Raw genomic sequence first — 23776 nt, 5'->3', positions numbered from 1 at the left:
TGACTTCAAATAAATAAATTATGAGGTCATAATATATTTGCCTAATTTTGCACTTACTAAAAGAGTTAAATTAACATAGAATTAATAGTTTGTAAGACTGTGAGAAACATCACTTTTACAACGGTTAATAGTATTAAGATTGATGAAGGATTTATTCGAAAAGATTTACAGAGATAAGGGACCGCTAGGAAAATGGGCTTCTCAAGCTGAAGGTTATTTTGTTTTTCCAAAATTAGAGGGTCAAATTTCTAATCGTATGAAATTTCAAGGCAAAGAGGTTATTACATGGAGTATAAATGATTATTTAGGTCTTGCTAATCACCCTGAAGTTCGAAAAGTGGATGCTGAGGCTGCGGCACAATATGGTTCTGCATATCCAATGGGTGCAAGAATGATGTCTGGTCATACGGATTTACACGAAAAATTACAAAAAGAACTTGCGGCATTTGTTAATAAGGAGGCAGCTTACCTTCTTAACTTTGGGTATCAAGGGATAATGTCTACTATTGATGCATTAGTTTCTAAAGATGATATTATTGTGTATGATGTAGATTCTCATGCTTGTATAATTGATGGTGTTCGCTTACATATGGGTAAACGTTTTACTTACAAACACAACGATATAGAAAGTCTTGAAAAGAATCTAGAGCGTGCCACAAAAATGGCAGAGCAAACTGGAGGGGGTATATTGGTTATTTCTGAAGGTGTGTTTGGAATGCGAGGCGAGCAAGGACGATTAAAAGAGATTGTTGAACTTAAGAAAAAGTTCAATTTTAGGTTCTTAGTTGATGATGCTCATGGTTTTGGTACACTTGGCAAAACTGGTGCTGGAGCAGGTGAGGAGCAAGGTATACAAGACGATATAGATGTTTATTTTGCAACGTTTGCAAAATCAATGGCTAGCACAGGGGCTTTTATTGCAGGTGACCAAGAGATTATTGATTACCTTAAATACAATTTGCGTTCTCAAATGTTTGCAAAATCTTTACAGATGCAGTTAACTGTTGGGGCTTTGAAGCGTTTGGATATGCTAAAAACAATGCCACAACTTAAAGAGAATCTATGGAAAATAGTTAATGCACTGCAATCTGGATTAAAAGACCGAGGGTTCGATATAGGTACTACACAGAGTTGTGTGACTCCTGTATATTTAAAAGGAAGTATCCCTGAGGCTATGGCTCTTGTTAGAGATTTAAGAGAGAATCATGGTATTTTCTGTTCTATTGTAGTTTATCCTGTTATACCAAAAGGTTTAATTTTATTAAGAATGATTCCTACGGCCACTCATACACTTCAAGATGTTGAAGATACTCTAGATGCCTTTGATGCTATTAGAGAGCGTTTGGATAATGGAACATATAAGCGCATGTCAGCTGCGTTAATGGCTGCAATGGGTGAATAAGAATGTAAAAGAATACCGTTGTCATAAAAAAAAAGCTGCTCTAACGAAGCAGCTTTTTTTAATTTAAATTTTTTCTGTAGGTTTTACGTCTCTTATACACTTCAGGGCTGAAGTGTTTCCATATTTTTTTAATGGCTTCATTATCCTCTAGTTCAGCCGTTCTATAACACGTTTGTACGTCCTTTGATTTAAAGATATCATAATACTCATTAAAAATAACAGCATGTACGCCTTTATTTTGATAGTCTGGATGTACACCGATTAAATAGAAAATAACATCTTTGCTGTTCTTTTTCGCTCTTAAAATATGTTTGAATCCAAAAGGAAATAATTTGCCTTTAGTTTTTTGTATTGCCTCTGCAAATCTTGGCATCACTATAGCAAATGCCACAAGATTATCATTTTTATCAATTACAAATTTTATGTATTCTGGATTAACAAAACTTATAAACTTTTTCTTAAAATACGCTTTTTGTATATCCGTTATTTCAACAAAAGAAGAGAGCGATGCATATGTTGTGTTAAACAAATCAAACATTCTGTCTGCATAGGGCATTACCTCGTTAGTTTTCGTGAATTTTAATGCAGTAAGTTGGTATCGTCTTTTTATAAGAGCTTGTGCTTTTTTAAATGTTTCTGGGTCAACGTTAGAAAACGGAAACCTACTCTCAGAGTATTCCTTTTCAATAACATAACCATGTGCCTCATAATGCTTTACATAATAAGGGTGATTGTACCAACTCACCATTAAGCCAAGACTATCAAAACCTTCGGTTAAAACGCCAACCTTATCTAAATTTGAAAATCCAACGGGACCTTCTGTATACTCTAAATTTTTATCTCTACCAATCTTCTCAACTTCAGCTAATAACGCTTTGCTCACGTTAAGATCATCAATAAAATCAAACCACCCAAAACGCATTTTTTTAATGTTTTGATTATTGATTTCTAAATGATTTATAATTGCAGCAACACGGCCAACAATAACGTTATCCTTATAAGCAAGCAAAAAATGAGCTTCAGCATCTTTAAAAATAGGATTCTTATCCTTATTAAAAGTTTCAAGCTCCTGCTTAATTATTGGTGGTACCCAATACTTTGAATCCTTATAGATTGTAAAAGGAAACTTAACAAATGCCTTGATTTGTTTTTTGGTTACAGCTTCTTTAATAGTGATCATATGCTAAATAGACGTATTAAAAATTGTTGAAAAGGTTTTTTCAGCAAACTCAACACTTTGCTTAATCTCTGGCTTAGTTACCATTATCTATTTTTTTGTCTTTATGAAAATCTAAACGGTAAGAAGCGCCAAATGCAATATTAAAAATAGATGGCGTGTCTTTAGTATTAAAGGCAATATTCGTATCAAGTTGAAAATCCTTGTTCCAGAGGTAAGCACCACCAACTCTAAATATATTATCCGCATAGAAATCACTTTTTATCCCTTGTGTCTCTCCAAATATCACCCATTGATTAGTAAAAGAATGTGTTAATGTAAGGACATACTGAAATTCAGAAAAATCAGAACCTATACGGTTTTGACTAAAATTCATGACAAACACCCATCCTCCATTAAAATTATGCTGTGTTAAAACCATTATTTTAGGACTAATACCTTCTACATCAGGGGCAGTAAAAGGATTGTCTTTCGTGTCAAAATTTGCCCCAGCGTAAACCGCCACCGCAGGAATTAATGATTTCCATTGGAATTTTCTATTGGCGTGGTAACTGTATAAATTGGGCTTGGCCTCGTCTTCCGATTTAAACGGGTCGTATATGAGGTATTTTGCCCCAATGGTGAGATTTGTGAAATTAGCACGATCCCTTTCAAATGGTAATGCTCCACTATTAAATGTCTGAGTATCGTTTTGATATACTCCATTTAGTTGTAGCTCTAGCTGTTCAAAAAATAAACCATAGCGGACGGCAAAGTCTAGTCCAAATCCTGAGACATCGTACTCCAAAGGCGTATGTTCTTCTTTAATCGAAAACGCTCCTGCTTCAAATTGCAATACGTTGGTACCAACCGAAAAAGCACTTTCAGAAGCTCCTGGTCTATTGGAATTAATAACTTCTGTATATTGCGCATGCAACTCAACGATAGATAATGCTAGAAATACAAAAAGGTAGGATTTTGTAGCTTTCATACAAATAGGTTTAGCCTCAAATATAGATATTTTATACTTTTTTTAGGCTTAATAATCCGATTATAAACATCGAGAATTGTATTTTTGATATGAATAAGAATTTATGATTTACGAAGCTTCAGCTATGGGTTTTTTAAGGACCATTTTAATATTACTGCTTATTTACTTTGGTGTTAAGATTCTCTCACGTCTTTTTGCGCCCTTAATTTTGAGGTTTGTTGCCAAAAAAGCAGAACAAAAATTCGGCCAACAATTTGGTGGATTTCAAAACCAAAAACAATCCAACCAAAAACGTGCAAAAGAGGGTGAAACAGTTATTGATAAAATGCCTGAGAATCATAAATCTTCGAATGATGACGTAGGTGAATATATAGATTACGAAGAGGTGGACTAGTTGAAATAAAAATCCTAGCGTCTTATAAAAAAAGTAGTAACTTTCCTTTGAAATAATTAAGCTTTTTAATGTCCGATTCCATCAAACGCATAATTCCCCACATCTCAGTAATTATTGGCTTTGTCATCGTGTCTTTAGTATACTTTAGTCCTGTATTACAAGGAAAAAAAATATTCCAAAGTGATATTATGCATTACATTGGTATGGCACAACAGCAAAAGGAATTTGCCAAAAATACAGGCGAAGAGACCTACTGGACAAATAGTGCTTTTGGAGGAATGCCCACATATCAATTGGGAGCAAAGTATCCACATAATTACATAAAGAAACTAGACCTTTCACTACGTTTTCTGCCGCGTCCTGCTGATTATTTATTTCTATATTTTTTAGGCTTTTATATTTTACTCTTATGCTTAAAAGTAGATTTTAAGTTAGCGGCTTTAGGAGCGTTGGCCTTTGGCTTTTCTACCTATCTTATAATTATTCTAGGTGTAGGGCATAACTCTAAAGCGCACGCCATTGCTTATATGCCATTGGTACTTTCTGGTATTGTACTCACCTTTAGAAAGAAATATATAATAGGGTTTCTTATAACGGCAGTAGCCCTTGGTCTAGAACTTGTTGCCAATCACTATCAGATGACCTATTATTTATTTTTGTTGGTTATTGTACTAGGAATAAGTTATTTAGTCGATGCCTACAAAAAGAAGCAGTTACCAGATTTTTTAAAATCAATCGGGATTTTGAGTATCGCTGCTATTTTGGCCGTAGGGTTGAATGCTACAAATATTCTAGCTACCCAAGAATATGTAAAGGAAAGTACACGAGGAAAAAGTGAACTGACCATTAATTCGGATGGCTCGCCTAAGGAAACTACATCAGGTTTGAGCAGAGAATACATTACAGAGTATAGTTATGGATTGGTAGAAACTTTTAATCTATTTATACCCAAATTTATGGGTGGTGGCAACTATGAAGATGTTGGTAAGGATTCAGAAACTTACAAGGCTTATATAAATCTTGGGGCTTCACCTATAGAAGCTTTAGAAGCGAGTAGAAATGCGCCAATGTATTGGGGCGACCAACCAATTGTCGAAGCACCGGCTTATGTCGGAGCAGTTGCGATTTTTCTTTTCGTGCTGGGACTATTTTTGGTAAAGGGTAAAATGAAATGGTGGCTATTAGGAGGTACGGTTTTGTCCTTATTATTATCTTATGGCAAAAACCTAGAGTTTTTAACAGATTTCTTTATAGACTACATCCCCCTTTATAATAAGTTCCGTGCGGTTAGTTCTATTCAAGTAATTTTGGAGCTGTGTGTTCCTGTCCTTGGCATTTTAGGCTTGGTTCAATTCTTTGGAAAAACTGAAAGTAAGAACGAAAAACTAATAGCCTTAAAATATACTGTAATACTTACATCTGGTTTGTGTGTTTTGTTTTTACTTTTTAAATCTACCTTATTTGATTTTGAAGGTTTAAGGGACGATAGATATGTGCAAGCCTATGGACAGCCTTTTGTTGACGCATTAATTGCAGACAGGAAAGTACTTCTTACATCTGATACAATTAGGACATTGATACTCGTTGTATTGTCAGCTGGTACACTCTATTTATTCTTTAATAAAAAGGTTAAGAAAAACAGTGCTATTGTCTGTTTGGGTTTTTTAATAGTTTTCGACTTAGTTGCAATCAATAAGCAATATGTAAATAATGACGATTTCATATCTGCAATTCAAGTAGATAGACCTTATAGGGCCACTGAAGCCGATAAAGAAATTCTAAAGGATAAAAGTCATTTTAGAGTTTTTGACATATCCAATGAAGGTCAGGGAAGACCAGGACGTGCTGCCTATTTCCATAATTCACTTATGGGCTACCATGCTGCAAAATTAGGACGTTACAATGAACTTCTTGAGTTTTATGTTTATGACAATAATATGAATGTCTTAAATATGCTCAATACCAAATACATTATCGTTGAAGAGCAAGGTAAAATTTTACCCTATACCAATACTGAAGCTAACGGTAATGCATGGTTTGTAAAAAATCTTAAGCAGGTAAATACAGCAAATGAAGAAATAAAAATGCTTGACAGTTTAAATACAAAAGTAAAAGCTGTTAGTACTTTAATAGAAGCTTCTAAAACATTTACCTTGGACTCTTTGGCAACTATTGAGCTTAAGGAGTTTAAGCCAAATTATCTTAAATATGACTCAAAAAACAATAATAATGGTTTTGCCGTATTTTCGGAGGTTTATTATAGTAAAGGTTGGAATGCTTATATAGATGGTAATGTAGTTCCTCATACCCGTGTTAATTATGTCCTTAGAGGGTTGAGTATTCCCCAAGGACATCACACTATAGAATTTAAGTTTGAACCAAAAGTGGTTGAAATAGGTAGTAGAATTGCCTTGGCAAGTTCTGCGATTCTTGGATTGCTAATAATTTTTGGATTGTATTTTCAATTTAAACCAAAAAGACCAGAAGCGTAATTTATTTAAATGGCTTCCAAAAAAGTACTTATAATCACTTATTATTGGCCACCTGCCGGAGGACCTGGAGTTCAACGTTGGCTGAAATTTGCAAAGTATCTTCCAGAATTTGGGGTTGAGCCAATTATATACTCTCCAGAAAATCCAAGCTACCCTATTTTGGATGAAAGTCTATTAGCCGAAATCCCAAACAATTTAGAAATTCTTAAAACACCAATTAAAGAGCCATATAATTTAGCAGGATTATTTTCTAAAAAGCAAACTAAAACTATAAGCTCTGGAGTAATTCCAAAGCGAGAAAAACAATCTCTTTTACAACAATTAATGTTATTTGTAAGAGGAAACTTCTTTATACCTGATGCACGTAAGAATTGGGTAAAGCCTTCGGTAGGTTTCCTTTCAGACTACATCCGTAAACATCAAATAAATACCATAATTACAACTGGGCCACCGCATAGTCTTCATCTAATAGGTTTGGGCCTAAAGGAAAAACTCCAAGTAAAATGGATTGCAGATTTTAGAGATCCTTGGACAACCATAGGATACCATAAATTATTAAAGCTTACATCTAGTTCTAAAGCGAAACATCTAGAACTCGAATCTGAAGTTCTTAATAAGGCTGATCAGATTACTGTAACAAGCAATCATACCAAACAGGAGTTTGAAAGGAAGACAAATCAATCTGTAACACTTATTACTAACGGTTACGACACTCATTCTGTTAAAATTAACGACAAGGATTCATTGTTTACAATGTCGCACATTGGTTCGCTGTTATCAGAACGAAATCCTATTGTTTTATGGGAGGTGCTATCAGAACTAATAGATGAAAACAAAGCGTTTTCAGAGTTGTTTCGATTGCGTTTCATAGGTGTAGTGAGTGCTGATGTTATAACTAGTATAGAGAGTTTCAATTTAAACGACCATTTAGAAGTAGTTGGATATGTTAGCCACGCTGAAGCTATTAAATATCAGATGCGGTCACAGGTATTATTACTTGTAGAAATTGATTCTGAAGAAACAAAAGCAATTATTCCTGGTAAAGTTTTTGAATATCTTATTTCTGAAACTCCTATATTGGCTATAGGTCCTGAGAATTCTGACATTGAACAAATAATAAAATCTACTAATACAGGGTCCTATTTTACATATAACCAAAAATCACAACTTAAAAATCACGTTTTAAGTGTATTTGAGAGTTTTCAGAATGGAACACTTCAAGTCAATGCCATTGGTCTAAATCCATACGGCAGAAAAGAACTAACGCGTAAATTAGCGGCTCTTATTTAATTAGAGTTTGATTTTGGATTCTAGTGCTAATTGGTTGTACTTTGTCATTCTATGGGAATGGTTTTTACGCAATCTTTTAAGAATACCATAAGCACCTATATTGGATTTGGAATAGGGGCTATTAACACCTTATTTCTTTATACCAATTTCTTAAGCGATGAGTATTACGGGCTAGTAGCTTTTGTACTGTCCGCTGCCAATATAATGATGCCGTTTATGGCATTTGGTGTTCATAATGCCATTGTTAAGTTTTATTCAGGTTATAAATCAAAGAATAGTATCAATAGTTTCTTAACCTTAATGTTGTTTTTACCATTCCTTATTGTTCTACCTGTTGGATTAATAGGATTTGTTTCTTACGAGACTATTTCTAGTGTTTTAGCATCAGAGAATACTATTGTTAAAAACTACATATGGCACATATTTGTAATAGCTATTGCCATGGCGTATTTCGAAATTTTTTATGCTTGGACAAAGGTTCAGCTGCAAACGGTATTCGGAAACATTATGAAGGAGATTTTCCATCGAATTTTAATAATGATATTATTATACGGCGTTTATCTAGAATGGCTTACGGCAGATGAATTTATTTTAGGTTTAGTAGCTGTTTATGTAGTTAGGATGATGCTGATGAAGCTATATGCCTATGCCATAAGACTACCAAAATTTAGATTTCAAAAACTTGATAACATAAGTAATGTGCTAAACTATGCCTTGCTTATGATTGTTGCAGGTTCGATAGCCATGGTAATTTTAGATATTGATAAGTTTATGATTGGCTTAATGTTAGAACACATTGAAAATGTTGCCTATTATAGTGTCGCTATTTTTATTGCCACTGTAATCGCTGTTCCTCAGCGTGCTATGCATCAAATAATGATGCCATTAACAGCACAATATTTGAATAAAAACGATTTTAAGGCACTTAAAGATTTATATAAACGCAGCTCTCTAAATCTTTTGGTAGTTAGTGGTTTTATATTTTTACTCATTATCCTTAACATCAATCAGTTGTATCAAATATTACCTAAAGAATTTACGGGAGGTCTAATTGTGGTTATTATTATTAGTATAGCTAAATTGTATGACAATGCTTTAGGTAATAACAATGCCATATTGTTTAATAGTGATTACTATAGGATGGTTCTGGTTTTTGGTGTTTTATTGACAATAGTAGCTGTACTTTTCAATCTAATTTTTATTCCATTATTTGGCATCAATGGCTCTGCAATAGCTACGTTTCTTGCAATTGCTGTTTACAATACTGTAAAGTTGATTTATGTTAAACGCAAGTTTAACATGCAGCCCTTTACTTTGGCATCGTTAAAAGTAGTTATAAGTGTAATAATATTGTCTTTTGTATTTTACTTTTGGGATTTCCCATTTTATCCTGTAATTAATATTGTACTGAAGTCCTTAGTTGTAGGACTTGCTTATTTCATTATAATTTATAAATGGAATATATCGGAAGATATTTCAATTCAAATAAAAAAGCATCTAAAATTATAATAAATACTTTTTAAAATGAGAAGTCCCGTAAGGTGCTCTGAGGCATACATCAAACGGGACTTCTACTAACCAACCAAAAAAATCATATTTTAGAATCGACTTCGTCTTGAGCTTGTCTTGGCCGAGCTTCTACTGTTATTTCTACTTGTGTTCGGCTTCGTCCTTGCTGACGAGGATTTTCTTTTATTCTGAACAACACTTCGCTGTTTACTGTTTTGCGATGACGTTCTATTATAACTACGTGTCTGAGTCGCTTTTGGTTTTCTTACCGAGGCTGTTCTATTATTGGACACGTTAGTACGCGATTTGGTCACATTATATCTTGTTCCTCTGCTTGGTGCATTAACCCTTGATTTAGAACGTGTTGTTGAAGTTACTTTGCTTCGTGTTACATTAGATCTGTTATTTCCTCTGACCGAGTTATTAGAGCTTCTAGTTGTTGTCCTTGTATTAGCTACACTAGTACTACTGTTAGACCTAGATCTTACTGTACCACTATTATTAGTAATACGCGTATTTCTTGTTCTTTCAATCTCAGAATTTCTGCGCTCTATACGTCTTCTAGTATCGCGCTCAGACCGTGTTCTTGGTGTTTGGGCATAGCGTTCGTTAACTCTAGAGTTATGGCGTCTTCCATATTGTGCATTACCGCGTCTTCCATTAACATTAAAGTGTCTTACATTATTTCTATACGGTCTATACCATATGTGCCTTACAGGTGTATAATACTGTCTATAAGCCCATGTGTTTACCACATAAAATCCTACAGGTGGTAAAGCATAAAATCGATGCCAAGGTCTCCAGACATATGCTCTATTGTATATATTAATGAATCCAGAATATCTCCAAAATGCATTATTTCTATAAAAAATATTTAGTCCTCCAATTCTGTTTACTCGCCCGAACCCGTTATAGTTTATAAAGATGTTTCCAATCTGATTCACTCTACCATAGAAATCATAGAAAATCGGTGTGTTTTCAACTTGAATTATAGCACCAAAGCTATCGTACTGAACAAATGGGTTGTAATTAAATCCAGTGTTGAAGCTTAGTGAGAATCCAGGGCTATTAATTCCTAAATTAACATTAGGGCCATAATTAGGCATGTAAAAATCAAACTGACCGTCTGGGAAAACCGCGAATTCAATACCACCTTCAATAAATATGAAAGAATTACCATAACCTCTCACATAATTGTTAATGGAGGCATCTGCTCCTAATGTTGTGTTGGTTTCCGTTTTTGCCGTAGTGCTAACCGTCACTAACAGAGCAAATAGATATAGTATCCGTTTCATAGTTAAAGGGTTTTAAATTAAACTCATTAACAGAGTTGCAAACAGCGTGCCAAATCTATAAAGCTTTGATTTTCAGTAGGTAATTCTGAACTATATCTGATATAGGCTATTTGAAGAATTTAAAAAGTAAAATTTAAGTAACTTTAGAAATGTAAAACCAACCCTCATGAAAAAAAGTATTGTTATCCTTTTCTGTTATTTCCTTGTTTTATCTTCTCTCAATGCACAAGAAGAGACGAAGAATTATGATGAAGCATTTAAACTTATAGAAGTCTGGCTAGACGCTCAAAAAGATTATGAAAAATTGCCTGGTATTTCTGTAGCGGTAGTCAAAGATCAAGAGACTATTTGGAGTGCTGCCTATGGAAAGGCTAATGAAGACGCAGACGTAAGTACCAAAACCACAACATTGTGCAGTATCTGTTCAATTTCAAAATTGTTTACCTCAGTAGCTATAATGAAACTTTACGATGAAGGCAAATTGAGATTAGATGACCAATTGAAAGATATTTTGCCGAGATTTAATTTAAAACAACAATTTTCCGATAGTGGACCTATTACCATTAGGACATTACTTACACACTCTTCGGGTTTACCAAGACAAGCTGATGTCCCATATTGGACTGGTCCAGATTTTCCATTTCCAACCGTTGAGGAAATGACAGAAGCTTTAAATAATCAAGAGACGCTTTATCCTGCTTCTTATAACTTTCAATATTCTAATCTAGCTATGGGTCTTTTGGGGCAAGTTGTCAGCGAATTATCTGGAGTGTCTTACGAAGATTATGTTATTGAGAATATTCTAACCCCTTTAAATTTAAAAGATACAAGGCCAGATATGCCCATGGATTTATATGGTAAAGAATTGGCAATCGGATATTCCGCGTTAAATCGTCAGTTAGAAAGAAATCAGGTGGCATTATATGAGCCTAAAGGAGTCACACCTGCGGCAGGGTATTCTTCAAATGTTTTGGACTTAGCAAAATTTGCCTCATGGCAATTTAGACTTAGAGCGTCAAAAGAAGCAGAAATCTTAAGACCATCAACGCTAAAAAATATGCACAATGTACATTGGACAAATCCAGATTTTAATCTAACCTGGGGATTAGGCTTTTCTGTATATAAAGGATCGGATGGTAGCAAATGGGTAGGTCATGGAGGTAGTTGTCCAGGTTACCGCAGCACACTTCAACTCAATTTAAAAACTAAGATGGCTTATGCTGTTATGATTAACGCCAGCAGTACAAATCCCGGAAAATATTCCTCAACCATACATAAAGTTTTAATGAAGACAGAGAAGTTGGAAGAGCAAAAAGATAATGACGTAAATCTTAACGATTACGTAGGTTTTTATAACTCACAACCTTGGGGTAGCGAAAGCTACTGTGGTACCTGGAATGGTAAATTGGTCAGTATTTCACTACCTACAAATGATTTGTCAGAATCTATGACAATGTATAAGCATATTGAGGGTGACACGTTTAGACGCGTAAAATCTAATGGTGAGCTGGCAGAGGAAACAGTCTTTGAAAGAGATGCCAAAGGAAATGTAATTCGAAGTAAATCACACCAGAATTATTCAAATAAAATGAATTAAATAACTGATTGATTAGTTTGACTGAAACAAATTAATGAGTAATTCTTCTATAAATTAGAAGAAGTCCCTAATGTCTGAAAAAATGGAACCAAATAAAGTGAAATGTCAAAATTGCGAACAACCTTATGAAGAAGGGTTTCAATTTTGTCCTCATTGTGGTCAAAAAACAAATGACGAACTAACAATAGGCGTATTGTTTTATAATACCATAAGCAACTACTTTTCATTTGATGCTAGATTTTTAAAGAGTTTTGTTCCTTTAATGTTTAGGCCAGGTTATTTAGCTAAGGAGTTTGTTAAAGGTAAACGTTTGTTATACCTGCATCCTGCCCAGATGTATCTCTTCGTTGCGGTTATATTTTTCTTTATTTTTAATTTTTACGTTAGGGAAGGGCGTGAAAAATTAGACAAAACCATGGAGGAGGTTGTAGCCAGCAGAGAAAATAAGGGTAAAGTGAGTAAAGAAAAGCTTTCTGATAGTATTTATATGGATTCCTTGCGACAAATGGCTCTTAAGCCCATAAAGTTGAAAAAAGATGCCTTAGGTTTAAAGGAAGAAGATTTACGACGCCTAGATTCCATCACGACGGTTGAGATAGGATCCGAAGAAATCAATACAGATTTTGGATTTAATGAATCTGAGATTGATTCCCTTATACAGTCTGGTGCATCTAATGAGACTATCTATAGGGCCATGGGAATGGCTGAAGACGCGGGATATTTTCAACGAAAAATATTTGTACAGGGACTTAAGTTTTATAAAACGATGGGACTAGGTCAGATATATCAAACCTTTATTGATAGTATTCCGTTGGCTATGTTTTTCCTTATGCCTTTGTTTGCACTGTTTTTTAAGGTATTCTTTTTTAAACGAGGTCGCTATGCACATCATTTAGTATTCAGTTTCTACTATTTTTCGTTTTTATTTTTGTTGTTCAGTCTAATCTTTGCTATTAATAGATGGATTTGGGATATACCGGACTGGATAGATTGGCTTTTGGCATTTTCAACCTTCTTTTATTTGGTTGCTTCAGTTATACGATTTTATGAACAAAATTGGATTTTGAGTTTTATTAAAAGTGGAATAATTAGTTTCTTCTTTTTATTACTTGTTGTGCCAGTGTCTTTTGTGATGCTAGGTTTTATTGCATTTCTGTTTTACTAATTTCTTTAGATTTTGCGTGCCAGATAGGGACGTCTAAAAACTCACTGAGTGATTGGGCATCATTGATTATAGATTTTAGATTACCGTGATCAACAATATTCTTTCTTTTGCCATTTTTTAAAACCATATTTAGTTCAAAACTATTAAAGGTGTTTTTATCCCCTTTAACCCGTTCGCCAATAATCTGAAATGCAATAATTTCAATTAGTCTAATTTTTTGGGCAGATTTGAATACGTTTTCAGCCCGCTTTTTAGTGTTATATCCTTTACGGTATAGGCCTTTGGACTTATCAAAAACAATGGGTTTGTAAAAACTATAGAACATGTAGGCTCCAACCGAGGTAAAGATCAGTCCGATGCCTACTAACAGAAGCACTGGAAACTTCACCTCACTTATGCCTACTAAAATTTCTCTTACACCGAAAAATAGCAGACTCAAACCAATAGAAACAAAAACCCAACAAAAAATAGCTGTTCCATAGCTAGGTTTATAAGAAAAGATATCATCGGAGACTCTTATTAAAACATGGGTCTTAAAACTTGAGCCTCCATGTTTCAGAGGGGTAAGAGCAATATTGGTTTTAAGTGTTTCAGTTGAGAAATTAACATCACTACCATCAACGTCTGTATTGTGTTGGTGTGGATTTGTTAGCGTACTCATTTCAGTTTAAACTTTGTCCTTAAGATATTGGCCTGTTATAGAATTAGGATTGGCGGTAATCTCTTCTGGCGTACCACAAGCTACTAAATTTCCTCCATATTTACCTCCATCAGGACCTAAATCGATAATGTAGTCTGCGCATTTAATTAAATCAATATTGTGTTCAATAACAATGATTGAATGTCCTTTATCGATTAAAGCTTTAAACGATTTTAGAAGTTTTTGAATATCGTGAAAATGTAAACCTGTAGTAGGCTCATCGAAAATGAATAAAGCATTATTTGCATTAGCTCCTTTACCTAAAAACGTCGCTAATTTTATTCTTTGGGCTTCTCCACCCGACAGGGTAGAAGAAGATTGACCAAGGGTGACATAACCCAATCCAACATCTTTTAGAGGTTGAAGCTTATTTTTAATTTTTGTTTGTTTGTGACTTTCAAAGAAATCCACTGCATCATCAATGGTAAGGTTTAAAATGTCATCAATTGATTTACTCTCAAATTTTACTTCTAAAACTTCTTTTTTAAAGCGTTTGCCACCACAAGTCTCACATGTTAAATGCACATCTGCCATAAATTGCATTTCTATAGTCACTTCCCCTTCACCTTTGCAGGTTTCACAACGACCACCATCTACATTGAAGCTAAAGTGTTTGGCTTGGTAATTTCTTATCTTACTTAATTTCTGTGACGCGAATAGTGCTCTAATGTCATCATAAGCTTTAATGTATGTCACTGGATTAGAACGAGAAGAACGCCCTATTGGATTTTGGTCTACAAATTCAACTTGTTTTATATTATTAAAATCACCTTTTAGTTCTGTAAACTGGCCTGGTTTATCACTGAACCCAGTTAATTTCTTTTGTATAGAAGGATATAAAATCTTCTTAACCAAGGTGCTTTTTCCGCTCCCTGAAACTCCTGTAATTACCGTAAGCATCTGGAGCGGGAAATTGACATCGATATTTTTGAGATTATGTTCTCGAGCCCCTATGATTTCTACGTTGTATTTAGAAGTTTTACGTTTATTAGGAACTTCAATTTTCAATGCGCCGTTTAAGTACTTTGCTGTAAGTGAGTTCGAGGCTAAAATATCTTTGAAATCTCCGCTAGCAACAACCTCACCTCCAAAAGTACCCGCTTCTGGTCCTATATCTATTATAGTATCGGCTGCTTTCATTATATCCTCATCGTGTTCAACAACAATAACGGTATTGCCTAAATCTCTCAATGATTTTAAAACATCGATTAGCCGTTTCGTATCCTTAGGATGTAATCCTATGCTAGGTTCATCTAAAATATACATAGAGCCCACAAGGCTGCTACCAAGTGAGGTTGCAAGATTTATACGTTGGCTTTCTCCACCAGAAAGTGTGTTTGATTTACGGTTTAAGGTGAGATAGCCCAGTCCTACGTTACTTAGGAATTCTAGCCTTGTGTTAATTTCGGTTAGTAGACGTTTGGCGATAGTTCTATCATGTTCTGAAAGTGCTAAATTCTCGAAAAACTTCGTAAGTTCTCCAATAGGCAGATCTACTAAATCTGTAATGGTAGAGCCATTTATTTTTACATAATTAGCTTCTTTACGAAGACGTTTACCTTTGCAAACGCTGCATTTGGTTTTGCCTCTATAACGTGACAGCATTACGCGATTTTGAATCTTATAAGCTTTAGACTCAAGTTCAGCAAAAAAGCTATCTAAACCTTCAAAATACTTATTACCCGACCATATAAGTGCCTTATGGGCTTCGCTTAATTCAAAGTAGGGCTTGTGAATAGGGAAATCGAAAAGATGAGAATTATTGACTAATTGATCTCTATACCAACTCATACTCTCGCCGCGCCACGGAAAAATAGCATTTTCATAAATGGACAATGCTGTATTTGGAACCACAAGGTCTTCGTCAATTCCAATAACATCGCCGTAACCTTCGCATTTAGGACAGGCGCCGTAAGGATTATTGAAACTAAATAGATGAGCATTAGGTTCTAGAAAGCTCATGCCGTCAAGCTCAAATTTATTATTGAATTCCGATTGTTTGTTATCAGTTAATGATTCAATAATACATGTTCCAACACCTTCAAAAAAAGCAGTTTCAATGGCATCTGCAAGACGGTTTAAAAAGTCCTCATCATTTTTAAAAATGATACGGTCTACGACAAGGTGCAAGTTGGTATCAGGAGAAATAGTTTTCTTTAAGACATCATCTATTCTTACTACACTATCCTTAATTTTTATCCTAGCATAACCCTGCTGTTGAAGGGTTTGAAGCTTGTTTTCTATAGTTCTGCCTTCTTCCAACTGAATAGGAGAAAGCAATAGCAATTTGGTCCCTTCCTTAAATGTTAAGACGTAGTCTATAACGTCCTTAACCCTATGTTTTTTAACTAAATCTCCTGAAATAGGAGAGTAGGTCTTTCCTATTCTGGCAAAGAGTAATTTTAAATAATCGTAGATTTCTGTTGTTGTACCAACGGTAGACCTTGGGTTTGTTGAATTTACTTTCTGTTCAATAGCTATTGCAGGAGCAATACCTTTTATATAATCAACTTTTGGTTTATTTAAGCGTCCTAAGAATTGCCTAGCATAACTCGATAAGCTTTCTACATATCGTCGTTGGCCCTCTGCATACAACGTATCAAAGGCTAAACTAGATTTTCCAGATCCTGATAACCCTGTTATGACTACTAGTTCATTTCTAGGTATAACAACATCAATATCTTTAAGATTATGAAGTTTAGCACCTTTTATAATGATGTTATCCTTAGGGTTTGCATCTAATATGTTAGTATTCATAAGTTGATTTTGAACAAGATTTTGCAAAGATACCACTTCTATTTGTCTCGGTAAAACGTTGAAATATGGGATAAAATGTTAAATTTTAGAGGCAAATTTTGTTTTTTCGGAATGATTGTTGTTATATTTGGTTCCTATTCATATATAAAACAGCTGCGTATAGCATAATATTACTTTAAAGAAAATTTTAAACCCCAGACCTAATCATTTAGGTTTTAAAGTAATTATTATGAAGACAGAACTTATCCAAGACGCAGCTTTGGTTTCAAGATACATTAACGGCGATGAAAATGCACTTTCAGTTTTGATTGGGAGACATAAGCAAAAAATATACAGTTTCATTTACTCCAAAGTCTACGACAAAGATGTAACTGAAGATATTTTTCAGGATACTTTTATCAAAGTCATCAGGACTTTAAAATTGGGTAAATACAACGAGGAAGGTAAGTTTTTACCTTGGGTTATGCGTATTGCTCATAATTTGGTAATTGATTATTTCAGAAAAAATAATCGGATGCCAAAATTTGATAATGCTGGAGAATTTAGTATTTTTTCTGTATTAAGTGATTCTAGTCTTAATGCGGAGAAATCCTTAATTAAGGATCAAGTAGAATCTGATGTTAGAAGGATTATTGAAGAGCTACCTGAAGATCAAAAGCAGGTGCTTAAAATGCGAATCTATCAAGACATGAGTTTTAAAGAAATCTCTGAACGCACAGGAGTTAGTATTAATACAGCATTAGGTAGAATGCGATACGCCCTAATTAATATGAGAAAGGTTATAGAGCAGAATAATATTGTTTTAACAAATTGATACAATAAACATAATTCTGTTGCGTTCTTGTCATATAATAAATCCTAAATTATTAATATGGCAAAAATTTACTCACAACAAACCTCAAAAAAAATCAACCTACAACCAAAAGATGAAACCATAAGTTTCCTTTTGAATTACTCTAAGGCTTTAAGTGTTATAAATTATAATAAATTGAAGTTTGAAGCACTTCTAAATTAAGTTGGTAAAGAATCCTGATCATGTATCAGGATTTTTTGTTTTTGTGATAAGCATTAATGACGGACCTTCTACCGATGGTTTTTGTAATAATATCTTTATCCAAGTCCCAACCCCTTGCAGGAGAGTATTCCCTCCCGTACCAGATAATTTGAAGATGTAAGTCGTTCCAAAGTTCTTTTGGAAATAACCGTTTTGCATCTCTTTCTGTTTGTACCACATTTTTCCCTGTACTTAGATTCCATCTGTACATTAACCTATGGATGTGTGTGTCTACTGGAAAAGCAGGTATGCCGAACGCTTGTGATAAGACAACAGCTGCAGTTTTATGGCCAACAGCGGGTAAAGCCTCTAAATCCTCATAAGTCTGAGGTACTTTTCCGTTATGTTTTTCAATTAATATTTTAGACAAGCCATAGATTCCTTTACTTTTCATTGGAGATAAGCCTACGGGTTTTATGATGTCTCTAATTTCTTCAACACTCAGTTTCACCATATCGTATGGATTGTCTGCTTTTTTAAAAAGTAGAGGTGTAATTTGATTTACTCTTACATCTGTACTTTGTGCAGACATTAATACTGCAATAAGTAGGGTGTAAGGGTCCTTGTGCTCCAAAGGAATGGGAATTTTTGGATAAAGCTTGCTTAAAGTCTCTATAACAAATTCTACCTTTTGTTGCTTAGTCATACGAAGAATACAAGTTTTAAATGGTGTTAATCTCTTTTATGTGCTATTAAACAAATAAACAAATTAAACGGGTATGAATAAAAATTGATTGTATTAATTTTAAATTCTAATCTTATTTAATTGGACCTAGAAATGCGCATAGTTTATATTGCAAATAAAATTAATGGTACCACAGGCCTAGAACGAATGATTAGTGTACAGTCTAATTATTTCGTTCGTAATTTCGGTTATGATGTGCAATTAGTATTAATTGAACAGAACGAAAACAACCTGGAAAGAACCTTCTTCGAAGTAGATAATAAGATTCCTTTTCATTTCATTAATGCCAAAAAAGGACCAAAAAAGAGTTATTTTAAATTAGTAAAATCCCTAAATAACCTGTTACCAGGTTTAGAGCCTGATATTGTAATGGTTTGTATTGATGATATTGCTTGGCTTTACGTCCCGTATTTTTTAAAAAAGAATTATAAAATTGTCTATCAAAGACATAGTACAAAGGATATTAATCTTAACAGATATTATAAAGGGCTTAAAACAAAAATCAGTAACGTAATAAAATCTAAACTTGTGCTTTTTGGTGGTAATTGCTATGACCGTTTTGTAATTTTAACCAATGACCATAGACAAGATTGGAAATTTGTTAAGCGACTTAGCGTTATAGGCAATCCAATAATCTTAGATGCCGAAGGAAATAGAGCAGAACTTAATAACAAAGTGGTACTTGCAGTAGGACGGCACGACCCTGTAAAGGGGTTTGATATGCTTATTGATAGTTGGGCCGCGGTTCTAGAACATTTTCCAGAATGGACTCTGAGAATTGTTGGTCAAAGAATAACTGTTATTGATTTACGAAAGCAAGCCAAGGATTTAGGGATATCTGATAATGTGGAATTCTTAGAACATACTAAGGAGATCTCAAAGGAATATCTAAATGCCTCGATTTTAGTTTGTAGCTCGGTTATAGAGGGATTCCCTTTAACAATTGTAGAAGCGATGTCTTTTGGGATTCCGGTAGTTTCTTTTGATTGCCCTTATGGTCCGAGAGCAATTATTAAAAATGGAGAGGATGGTATTTTGGTCCCTCCAAAAGATGTATTGGCTTTGTCAGAATCTATCCAGCACTTAATAAAGGACAACAATCTCAGGAAAGAGATGGGTGAAAAGGCTCAAATAAACATACAGAGATTTGCGAAGGAAAAAATTATGAAGCTTTGGCAAGACTTATTTGAAGAACTGCATCCGAATTAATGCGCATTTAACGTATTTATAACAAGGCCTGCCTTTTGTAGCTTGCTGATACATCGTATTTTTACTTAAACATAAAATCAAAGATCATGACGCACTTAAAAATAGGTGATAAGGCACCAAATTTCAAGGGATTAGATGAACAAGGTAATACTGTTTCATTGTCCGATTACAAGGGAAAAAAATTGGTAGTTTTCTTCTACCCAAAAGCAAGTACGCCTGGTTGTACTGCAGAAGCTTGTAACCTCAATGATAATATTGACCGCTTTAAAGATGCAGGGTACGACATATTGGGCGTAAGTGCAGATAGTGCTAAGCGCCAGTCTAACTTTAAAGATAAATATGGTTTTAAATATCCTTTAATAGCTGATGAAGATAAATCTGTCATCAATGCTTTTGGTGTTTGGGGTCCGAAGAAGTTTATGGGCAAAGAATATGAAGGTATTCATAGAACTACATTTGTTATCGATGAGAATGGTGTCTTGGAAAATGTAATTACTAAAGTAAAAACCAAAGCACACGCTGAACAAATTTTAGGCTAAATTAACCAAGACCTTACAAAAAAAATAAAGCGGCCAATTACAGATAGACTGTTACTAAGCCGCTTTATTTTTTTGTTGTGAATTGTCTAGTGCATTACTTCCTCTGCTTCGTATCCAAATAAACTTTTTTCTTTAATTAATTTGGCAACACCCTCTGGGAGCATACTTTCCCAACCATCCTCACCACTAGCTATCATTTTTAGCACTTCCCTAGAGAAAATGCGCAGAATGGAATTATCGTAATCTGTAATATCTACAACTTTACCATTGTATTTAAAGAATTTATAGAGTTCTTTCATTCTTGGGTGAACCTTCAGATTTTCGCTATTCGTTACGCTATTATCTTTATTCTTCATAGGATATAAATAAACACGTAAATCTTTGTAGAATAGCTTACCAAAGGCTTCAAGAATTCCACCGCTTAAATGACGGTAGTATTTTTCGTCAAAAATATCTACTAGGTTATTAACACCCATGGCAAGACCCATTCTGCTTCTCGTATATTGCGAGAAGTATTCAACAAGCTTATAAAATTCTTGAAAATTCGAAATCAATACTGTCTGACCGAGCGAACATAATAAACGTGCTCTGTCCATGAAATCTTGCTCATCTATTTCACCTTCAGCTCTTAGATTGGATAAGGTTATTTCAAAAATGACCTGAGTTTTTTCTTTATCTACCTTATTTTCCTTGATAAACATTTCGTATGATTTTTCAAACATATCCATATTTACCTTGGTAACAGGTCTAAAACTACCTCTAAGGGCCAAAATATTCTTTTTGTAAAGTACTGCTGCTGGGAGAACGTTGTTGCCATCTGGAGCAAACATTACGGCATCAGTCATACCATTCTTAACAAGTTGAAGGCTCATGAGCCTATTATCTATATTTTGATATACAGGACCAGCAAAGTTAATGGTGTCTATTTCTAGTTGATCTTTGTCTAGATGATCATATAAGTAGCGTAATAACTTTTTAGGTTGATTGTATTTATAGAAAGCACCATAAATGAGATTGGTACCTAGTTTACCTAATGTTTCTTGTTGTAACCGTGCATCATTTTCCTTAAATCTAATATGGAGAACGATGTCATTGTACTCTTGGTCTGGTGCAACTTGGTACTTTATACCAACCCAACCGTGACCTTTATATTTTTTAGCAAAATCAATAGTGGCAACCGTATTAGCATAGGCAAAAAATATCTTGTTAGGATGTTTTTCTCTAACAATACGTCGTTCAATGAGATCAACCTCATGATTAAGCATTTTTCTTAGCCGAGCCTCAGTGACATAGCGCCTGTCGTTCTCAATACCATAAATGGCATCGCTAAAGTCTTTATCGTAGGCCGACATGGTTTTTGCAATTGTACCCGAAGCACCTCCTGCTCTAAAAAACTGGCGCACCGTTTCTTGACCAGCTCCAATTTCGGCAAAAGTACCATAGATGTCTTTATTGAGGTTTATCCTTAAGGCCTTGTCTTTTAGCGAAGGAATATTCTCAAAATTAGAATCGCCATCATACGTGATTTCTTCCATAGATTTCGGGATTACAACGTTTTAGCAAAGGTACTCAATTACCTAAGTAAACAAAAAAATAACAGTATTTTTGTCATAAATTTAAATCGTGTGAAGGTAACTTTTCTTGGTACAGGAACATCGCAAGGCATACCAATAATAGGGAGTAAACACCCTGTCTGTTTAAGCGATAACCCTAAGGACAAGAGGCTACGTGTATCTATCTTGGTAGAATGGGATGAATACGCTTACGTGGTGGATTGTGGTCCGGATTTTAGGCAACAGATGCTCAATGCTAATGTCTCTAAAATTGACGGTATTTTGTTTACTCACGAGCATGCGGATCATACTATGGGCTTAGATGACATTAGGCCTTTTTTCTTTAGGCAAGGTGATATTCCATTATATGCTCACAAACGAGTGTTTAAAGCTTTAAGAAAAAGATTTGATTACATTTTTACATCAGAAGACAAATATCCAGGAGTACCTAGTGTAAAGCGCATTAAAATTAAAAATAGGCCTTTTAAGTTAGGTAATATTAAAGTATTGCCAATAGATGGTTTACACCATAAACTCCAAGTTTTTGGCTTTAGGTTTAATCGGTTTGCTTATCTCACTGACATGAAAACAGTTCCTCAGGAAGAAATAGAAAAGCTTAAGGGCACAGACGTTCTTGTCATAAATGCCTTAAGAGAAGAACCTCATATGTCTCACTTTAACCTTGCAGAAGCTATAGAATTTATTAGCAAAGTTAATCCAAAACGAGCCTATTTAACCCATATAAGTCATCACCTCGGATTTCATGATGAGGTGCAACAAAAATTGCCTAAGAACGTTTTTTTAGCATACGATAACCTTCAAATAACCATATAACAATGAAACAAAGAGTTTTTATGTATTTGTTCATCTTTTCTCTATTGTTAATCATATTTCAATATGTGAATTCAAAAAACATTATAGATAAATATGAAAAGGATATTAATTCCTATAATGCATCTGTACAAGAGAATACAAAGATTATTGAAGCTTTAGAGGAGGAGAATTTTGAGTTGAGTTATTTCAATATTGATAGAAATCAGGATGCGATAGATTACTTTGAATCCCAGGGTTATGATACCGATGAACTCATACCTGCCATTAAAGAAGGCCTTTATAATATGAACGATTATAAGGGTGATGATCATCCCATTGTACCTTTTGTATCCCTAACAGGAACAAAATTAGTTATCAATAAAATTAGGATTCTTAACCATAAATGGGTTGTCGCTAATTTTACGGACGGACAGTATTGGGGAGAAATATTTCTCACCTATGAAATTGATGCAAATAACGAATTAAAATATAAGTTGGTAGAGTACTTTATGTATCCGAAACTAAACTAGATTCGCTCCGATAACCACCTTTTAAAATCAAAGAAATTCTGTGGTGCTACACCGTGACCTACGGGATATTCGAAATAGACGTGGTTAATTTTAAGTGCCTTTAAAAATTCTGGTGCTTTCCGCGCCCATTCTACAGGTATAACTTGGTCTGCACTACCATGGGAACAATAAAAATTAAGGTGACTAACCTCTGACGGATTAACGCTTTCCGGTAGAATATCCTCATTAATATAACCGCTTAGTGCAATGATATTAGTGACTATCTCAGGATAGTTCAGTGCTACGGCATAACTTAAAATAGTACCTTGACTAAATCCTAAAAGGGTTACATTTTTGGGATTCACAGGATAAGTTTCACAGGCGTAGTTAATAAATTTGGCGATAATATTTACAGAACGCCTTGCTTGCTCATTATCGCTCCATTTGCCTTTTTCTGCATCGAAATTAATTGCGTACCAAGCATTACCGTATGGCTGCATGGCATAAGGTGCGCGTAGGGAGATAATAAATAGCTCTTCTGGTAACTCTGAAGCAAAAGAAAACAAATCGTTTTCATCACTACCATAACCATGAGCCATAATTAATAATGGAGCATTTTCTTTTAGGGTAGAAGGTCTTTTAATGTAAAACAGTTTCGAAGACATA

Annotated in this window: 20 protein-coding genes; 12 read left to right on the top strand and 8 right to left on the bottom strand. The window is 34.5% G+C overall.

Annotated elements, in window-relative coordinates; translation table 11 throughout:
- Positions 1-142 precede the first annotated feature (142 nt).
- Positions 143-1402, top strand: coding sequence for a cysteate-C-fatty acyltransferase (gene capB / locus J4050_RS12400; RefSeq protein WP_208154908.1), 1260 nt, complete (start codon positions 143-145; stop codon positions 1400-1402).
- Between the two features lie 58 nt (positions 1403-1460).
- On the opposite strand, the gene J4050_RS12395 is transcribed toward capB, so the two are convergent.
- Positions 1461-2582: a GTP cyclohydrolase gene (locus J4050_RS12395; protein WP_208154907.1), complete on the bottom strand. Its 1122-nt coding sequence runs from the start codon at positions 2580-2582 to the stop codon at positions 1461-1463.
- Positions 2583-2655: 73 nt separating this feature from the next.
- The gene (locus J4050_RS12390; protein ID WP_208154906.1) at positions 2656-3549 is read right to left on the bottom strand and encodes a transporter; all 894 of its coding nucleotides are present in this window, start codon (positions 3547-3549) and stop codon (positions 2656-2658) included.
- 103 nt (positions 3550-3652) lie between these two features.
- Between J4050_RS12390 and J4050_RS12385 the strand changes: the two genes are divergently transcribed.
- The 4 genes from J4050_RS12385 to J4050_RS12370 all read left to right on the top strand — a co-directional run bounded on the left by J4050_RS12385 (position 3653) and on the right by J4050_RS12370 (position 9234).
- Complete coding sequence (locus tag J4050_RS12385) at positions 3653-3943, top strand: DUF4834 family protein (protein ID WP_208154905.1); 291 nt, start codon at positions 3653-3655, stop codon at positions 3941-3943.
- A 68-nt stretch (positions 3944-4011) separates the two neighbouring features.
- A complete protein-coding gene (locus J4050_RS12380; protein WP_208154904.1) occupies positions 4012-6435 on the top strand; it encodes a YfhO family protein in 2424 nt (807 codons plus the stop codon).
- A gap of 9 nt (positions 6436-6444) precedes the next feature.
- Positions 6445-7725, top strand: coding sequence for a glycosyltransferase family protein (locus J4050_RS12375; protein ID WP_208154903.1), 1281 nt, complete (start codon positions 6445-6447; stop codon positions 7723-7725).
- 57 nt (positions 7726-7782) lie between these two features.
- Positions 7783-9234, top strand: a complete 1452-nt coding sequence (locus tag J4050_RS12370) for an oligosaccharide flippase family protein (protein ID WP_347879118.1) — start codon at positions 7783-7785, stop codon at positions 9232-9234.
- A gap of 89 nt (positions 9235-9323) precedes the next feature.
- Here J4050_RS12370 and J4050_RS12365 read toward each other — a convergent pair whose 3' ends face one another.
- Complete coding sequence (locus J4050_RS12365; RefSeq protein ID WP_208154901.1) at positions 9324-10529, bottom strand: hypothetical protein; 1206 nt, start codon at positions 10527-10529, stop codon at positions 9324-9326.
- Positions 10530-10695: 166 nt separating this feature from the next.
- Here J4050_RS12365 and J4050_RS12360 point away from each other — a divergent pair, with 166 nt between their 5' ends.
- Positions 10696-12126, top strand: coding sequence for a serine hydrolase domain-containing protein (locus J4050_RS12360; RefSeq protein WP_208154900.1), 1431 nt, complete (start codon positions 10696-10698; stop codon positions 12124-12126).
- Positions 12127-12208: 82 nt separating this feature from the next.
- Positions 12209-13291: a DUF3667 domain-containing protein gene (locus J4050_RS12355; RefSeq protein WP_208154899.1), complete on the top strand. Its 1083-nt coding sequence runs from the start codon at positions 12209-12211 to the stop codon at positions 13289-13291.
- On the opposite strand, the gene J4050_RS12350 is transcribed toward J4050_RS12355, so the two are convergent.
- Positions 13269-13952: a hypothetical protein gene (locus tag J4050_RS12350; protein WP_208154898.1), complete on the bottom strand. Its 684-nt coding sequence runs from the start codon at positions 13950-13952 to the stop codon at positions 13269-13271. The genes J4050_RS12355 and J4050_RS12350 overlap by 23 nt on opposite strands.
- A 6-nt stretch (positions 13953-13958) precedes the next feature.
- Positions 13959-16748, bottom strand: coding sequence for an excinuclease ABC subunit UvrA (uvrA, locus tag J4050_RS12345; protein WP_208154897.1), 2790 nt, complete (start codon positions 16746-16748; stop codon positions 13959-13961).
- Positions 16749-16977: 229 nt separating this feature from the next.
- Here uvrA and J4050_RS12340 point away from each other — a divergent pair, with 229 nt between their 5' ends.
- On the top strand, positions 16978-17562 hold the full coding sequence (locus J4050_RS12340) for an RNA polymerase sigma factor (RefSeq protein WP_208154896.1): 585 nt from the start codon (positions 16978-16980) through the stop codon (positions 17560-17562).
- Positions 17563-17788: 226 nt separating this feature from the next.
- Here J4050_RS12340 and J4050_RS12335 read toward each other — a convergent pair whose 3' ends face one another.
- Complete coding sequence (locus J4050_RS12335) at positions 17789-18448, bottom strand: endonuclease III domain-containing protein (protein ID WP_208154895.1); 660 nt, start codon at positions 18446-18448, stop codon at positions 17789-17791.
- Between the two features lie 132 nt (positions 18449-18580).
- Here J4050_RS12335 and J4050_RS12330 point away from each other — a divergent pair, with 132 nt between their 5' ends.
- A complete protein-coding gene (locus J4050_RS12330) occupies positions 18581-19696 on the top strand; it encodes a glycosyltransferase family 4 protein (protein WP_208154894.1) in 1116 nt (371 codons plus the stop codon).
- 86 nt (positions 19697-19782) lie between these two features.
- Positions 19783-20235, top strand: coding sequence for a thioredoxin-dependent thiol peroxidase (gene bcp, locus J4050_RS12325; protein WP_208154893.1), 453 nt, complete (start codon positions 19783-19785; stop codon positions 20233-20235).
- Between the two features lie 86 nt (positions 20236-20321).
- Here bcp and J4050_RS12320 read toward each other — a convergent pair whose 3' ends face one another.
- Positions 20322-21770 (bottom strand): TonB-dependent receptor, encoded by a 1449-nt coding sequence (locus J4050_RS12320; RefSeq protein ID WP_208154892.1) that lies wholly within the window; start codon positions 21768-21770, stop codon positions 20322-20324.
- Positions 21771-21860: 90 nt separating this feature from the next.
- Between J4050_RS12320 and J4050_RS12315 the strand changes: the two genes are divergently transcribed.
- Complete coding sequence (locus tag J4050_RS12315; RefSeq protein ID WP_208154891.1) at positions 21861-22622, top strand: MBL fold metallo-hydrolase; 762 nt, start codon at positions 21861-21863, stop codon at positions 22620-22622.
- 2 nt (positions 22623-22624) lie between these two features.
- Entirely contained in the window at positions 22625-23131 is a 507-nt protein-coding gene (locus J4050_RS12310; RefSeq protein ID WP_243878634.1) for a thioredoxin domain-containing protein, read from the top strand.
- Here the strand turns inward: J4050_RS12310 and J4050_RS12305 are convergent.
- Complete coding sequence (locus tag J4050_RS12305; RefSeq protein WP_208154890.1) at positions 23128-23775, bottom strand: alpha/beta hydrolase; 648 nt, start codon at positions 23773-23775, stop codon at positions 23128-23130. The genes J4050_RS12310 and J4050_RS12305 overlap by 4 nt on opposite strands.
- Position 23776: the final 1 nt, after the last annotated feature.

The organism is Winogradskyella pelagia (assembly GCF_017581965.1).
Taxonomy (GTDB): domain Bacteria; phylum Bacteroidota; class Bacteroidia; order Flavobacteriales; family Flavobacteriaceae; genus Winogradskyella; species Winogradskyella pelagia.
This window is presented reverse-complemented; position numbering and strand designations above follow the sequence as displayed.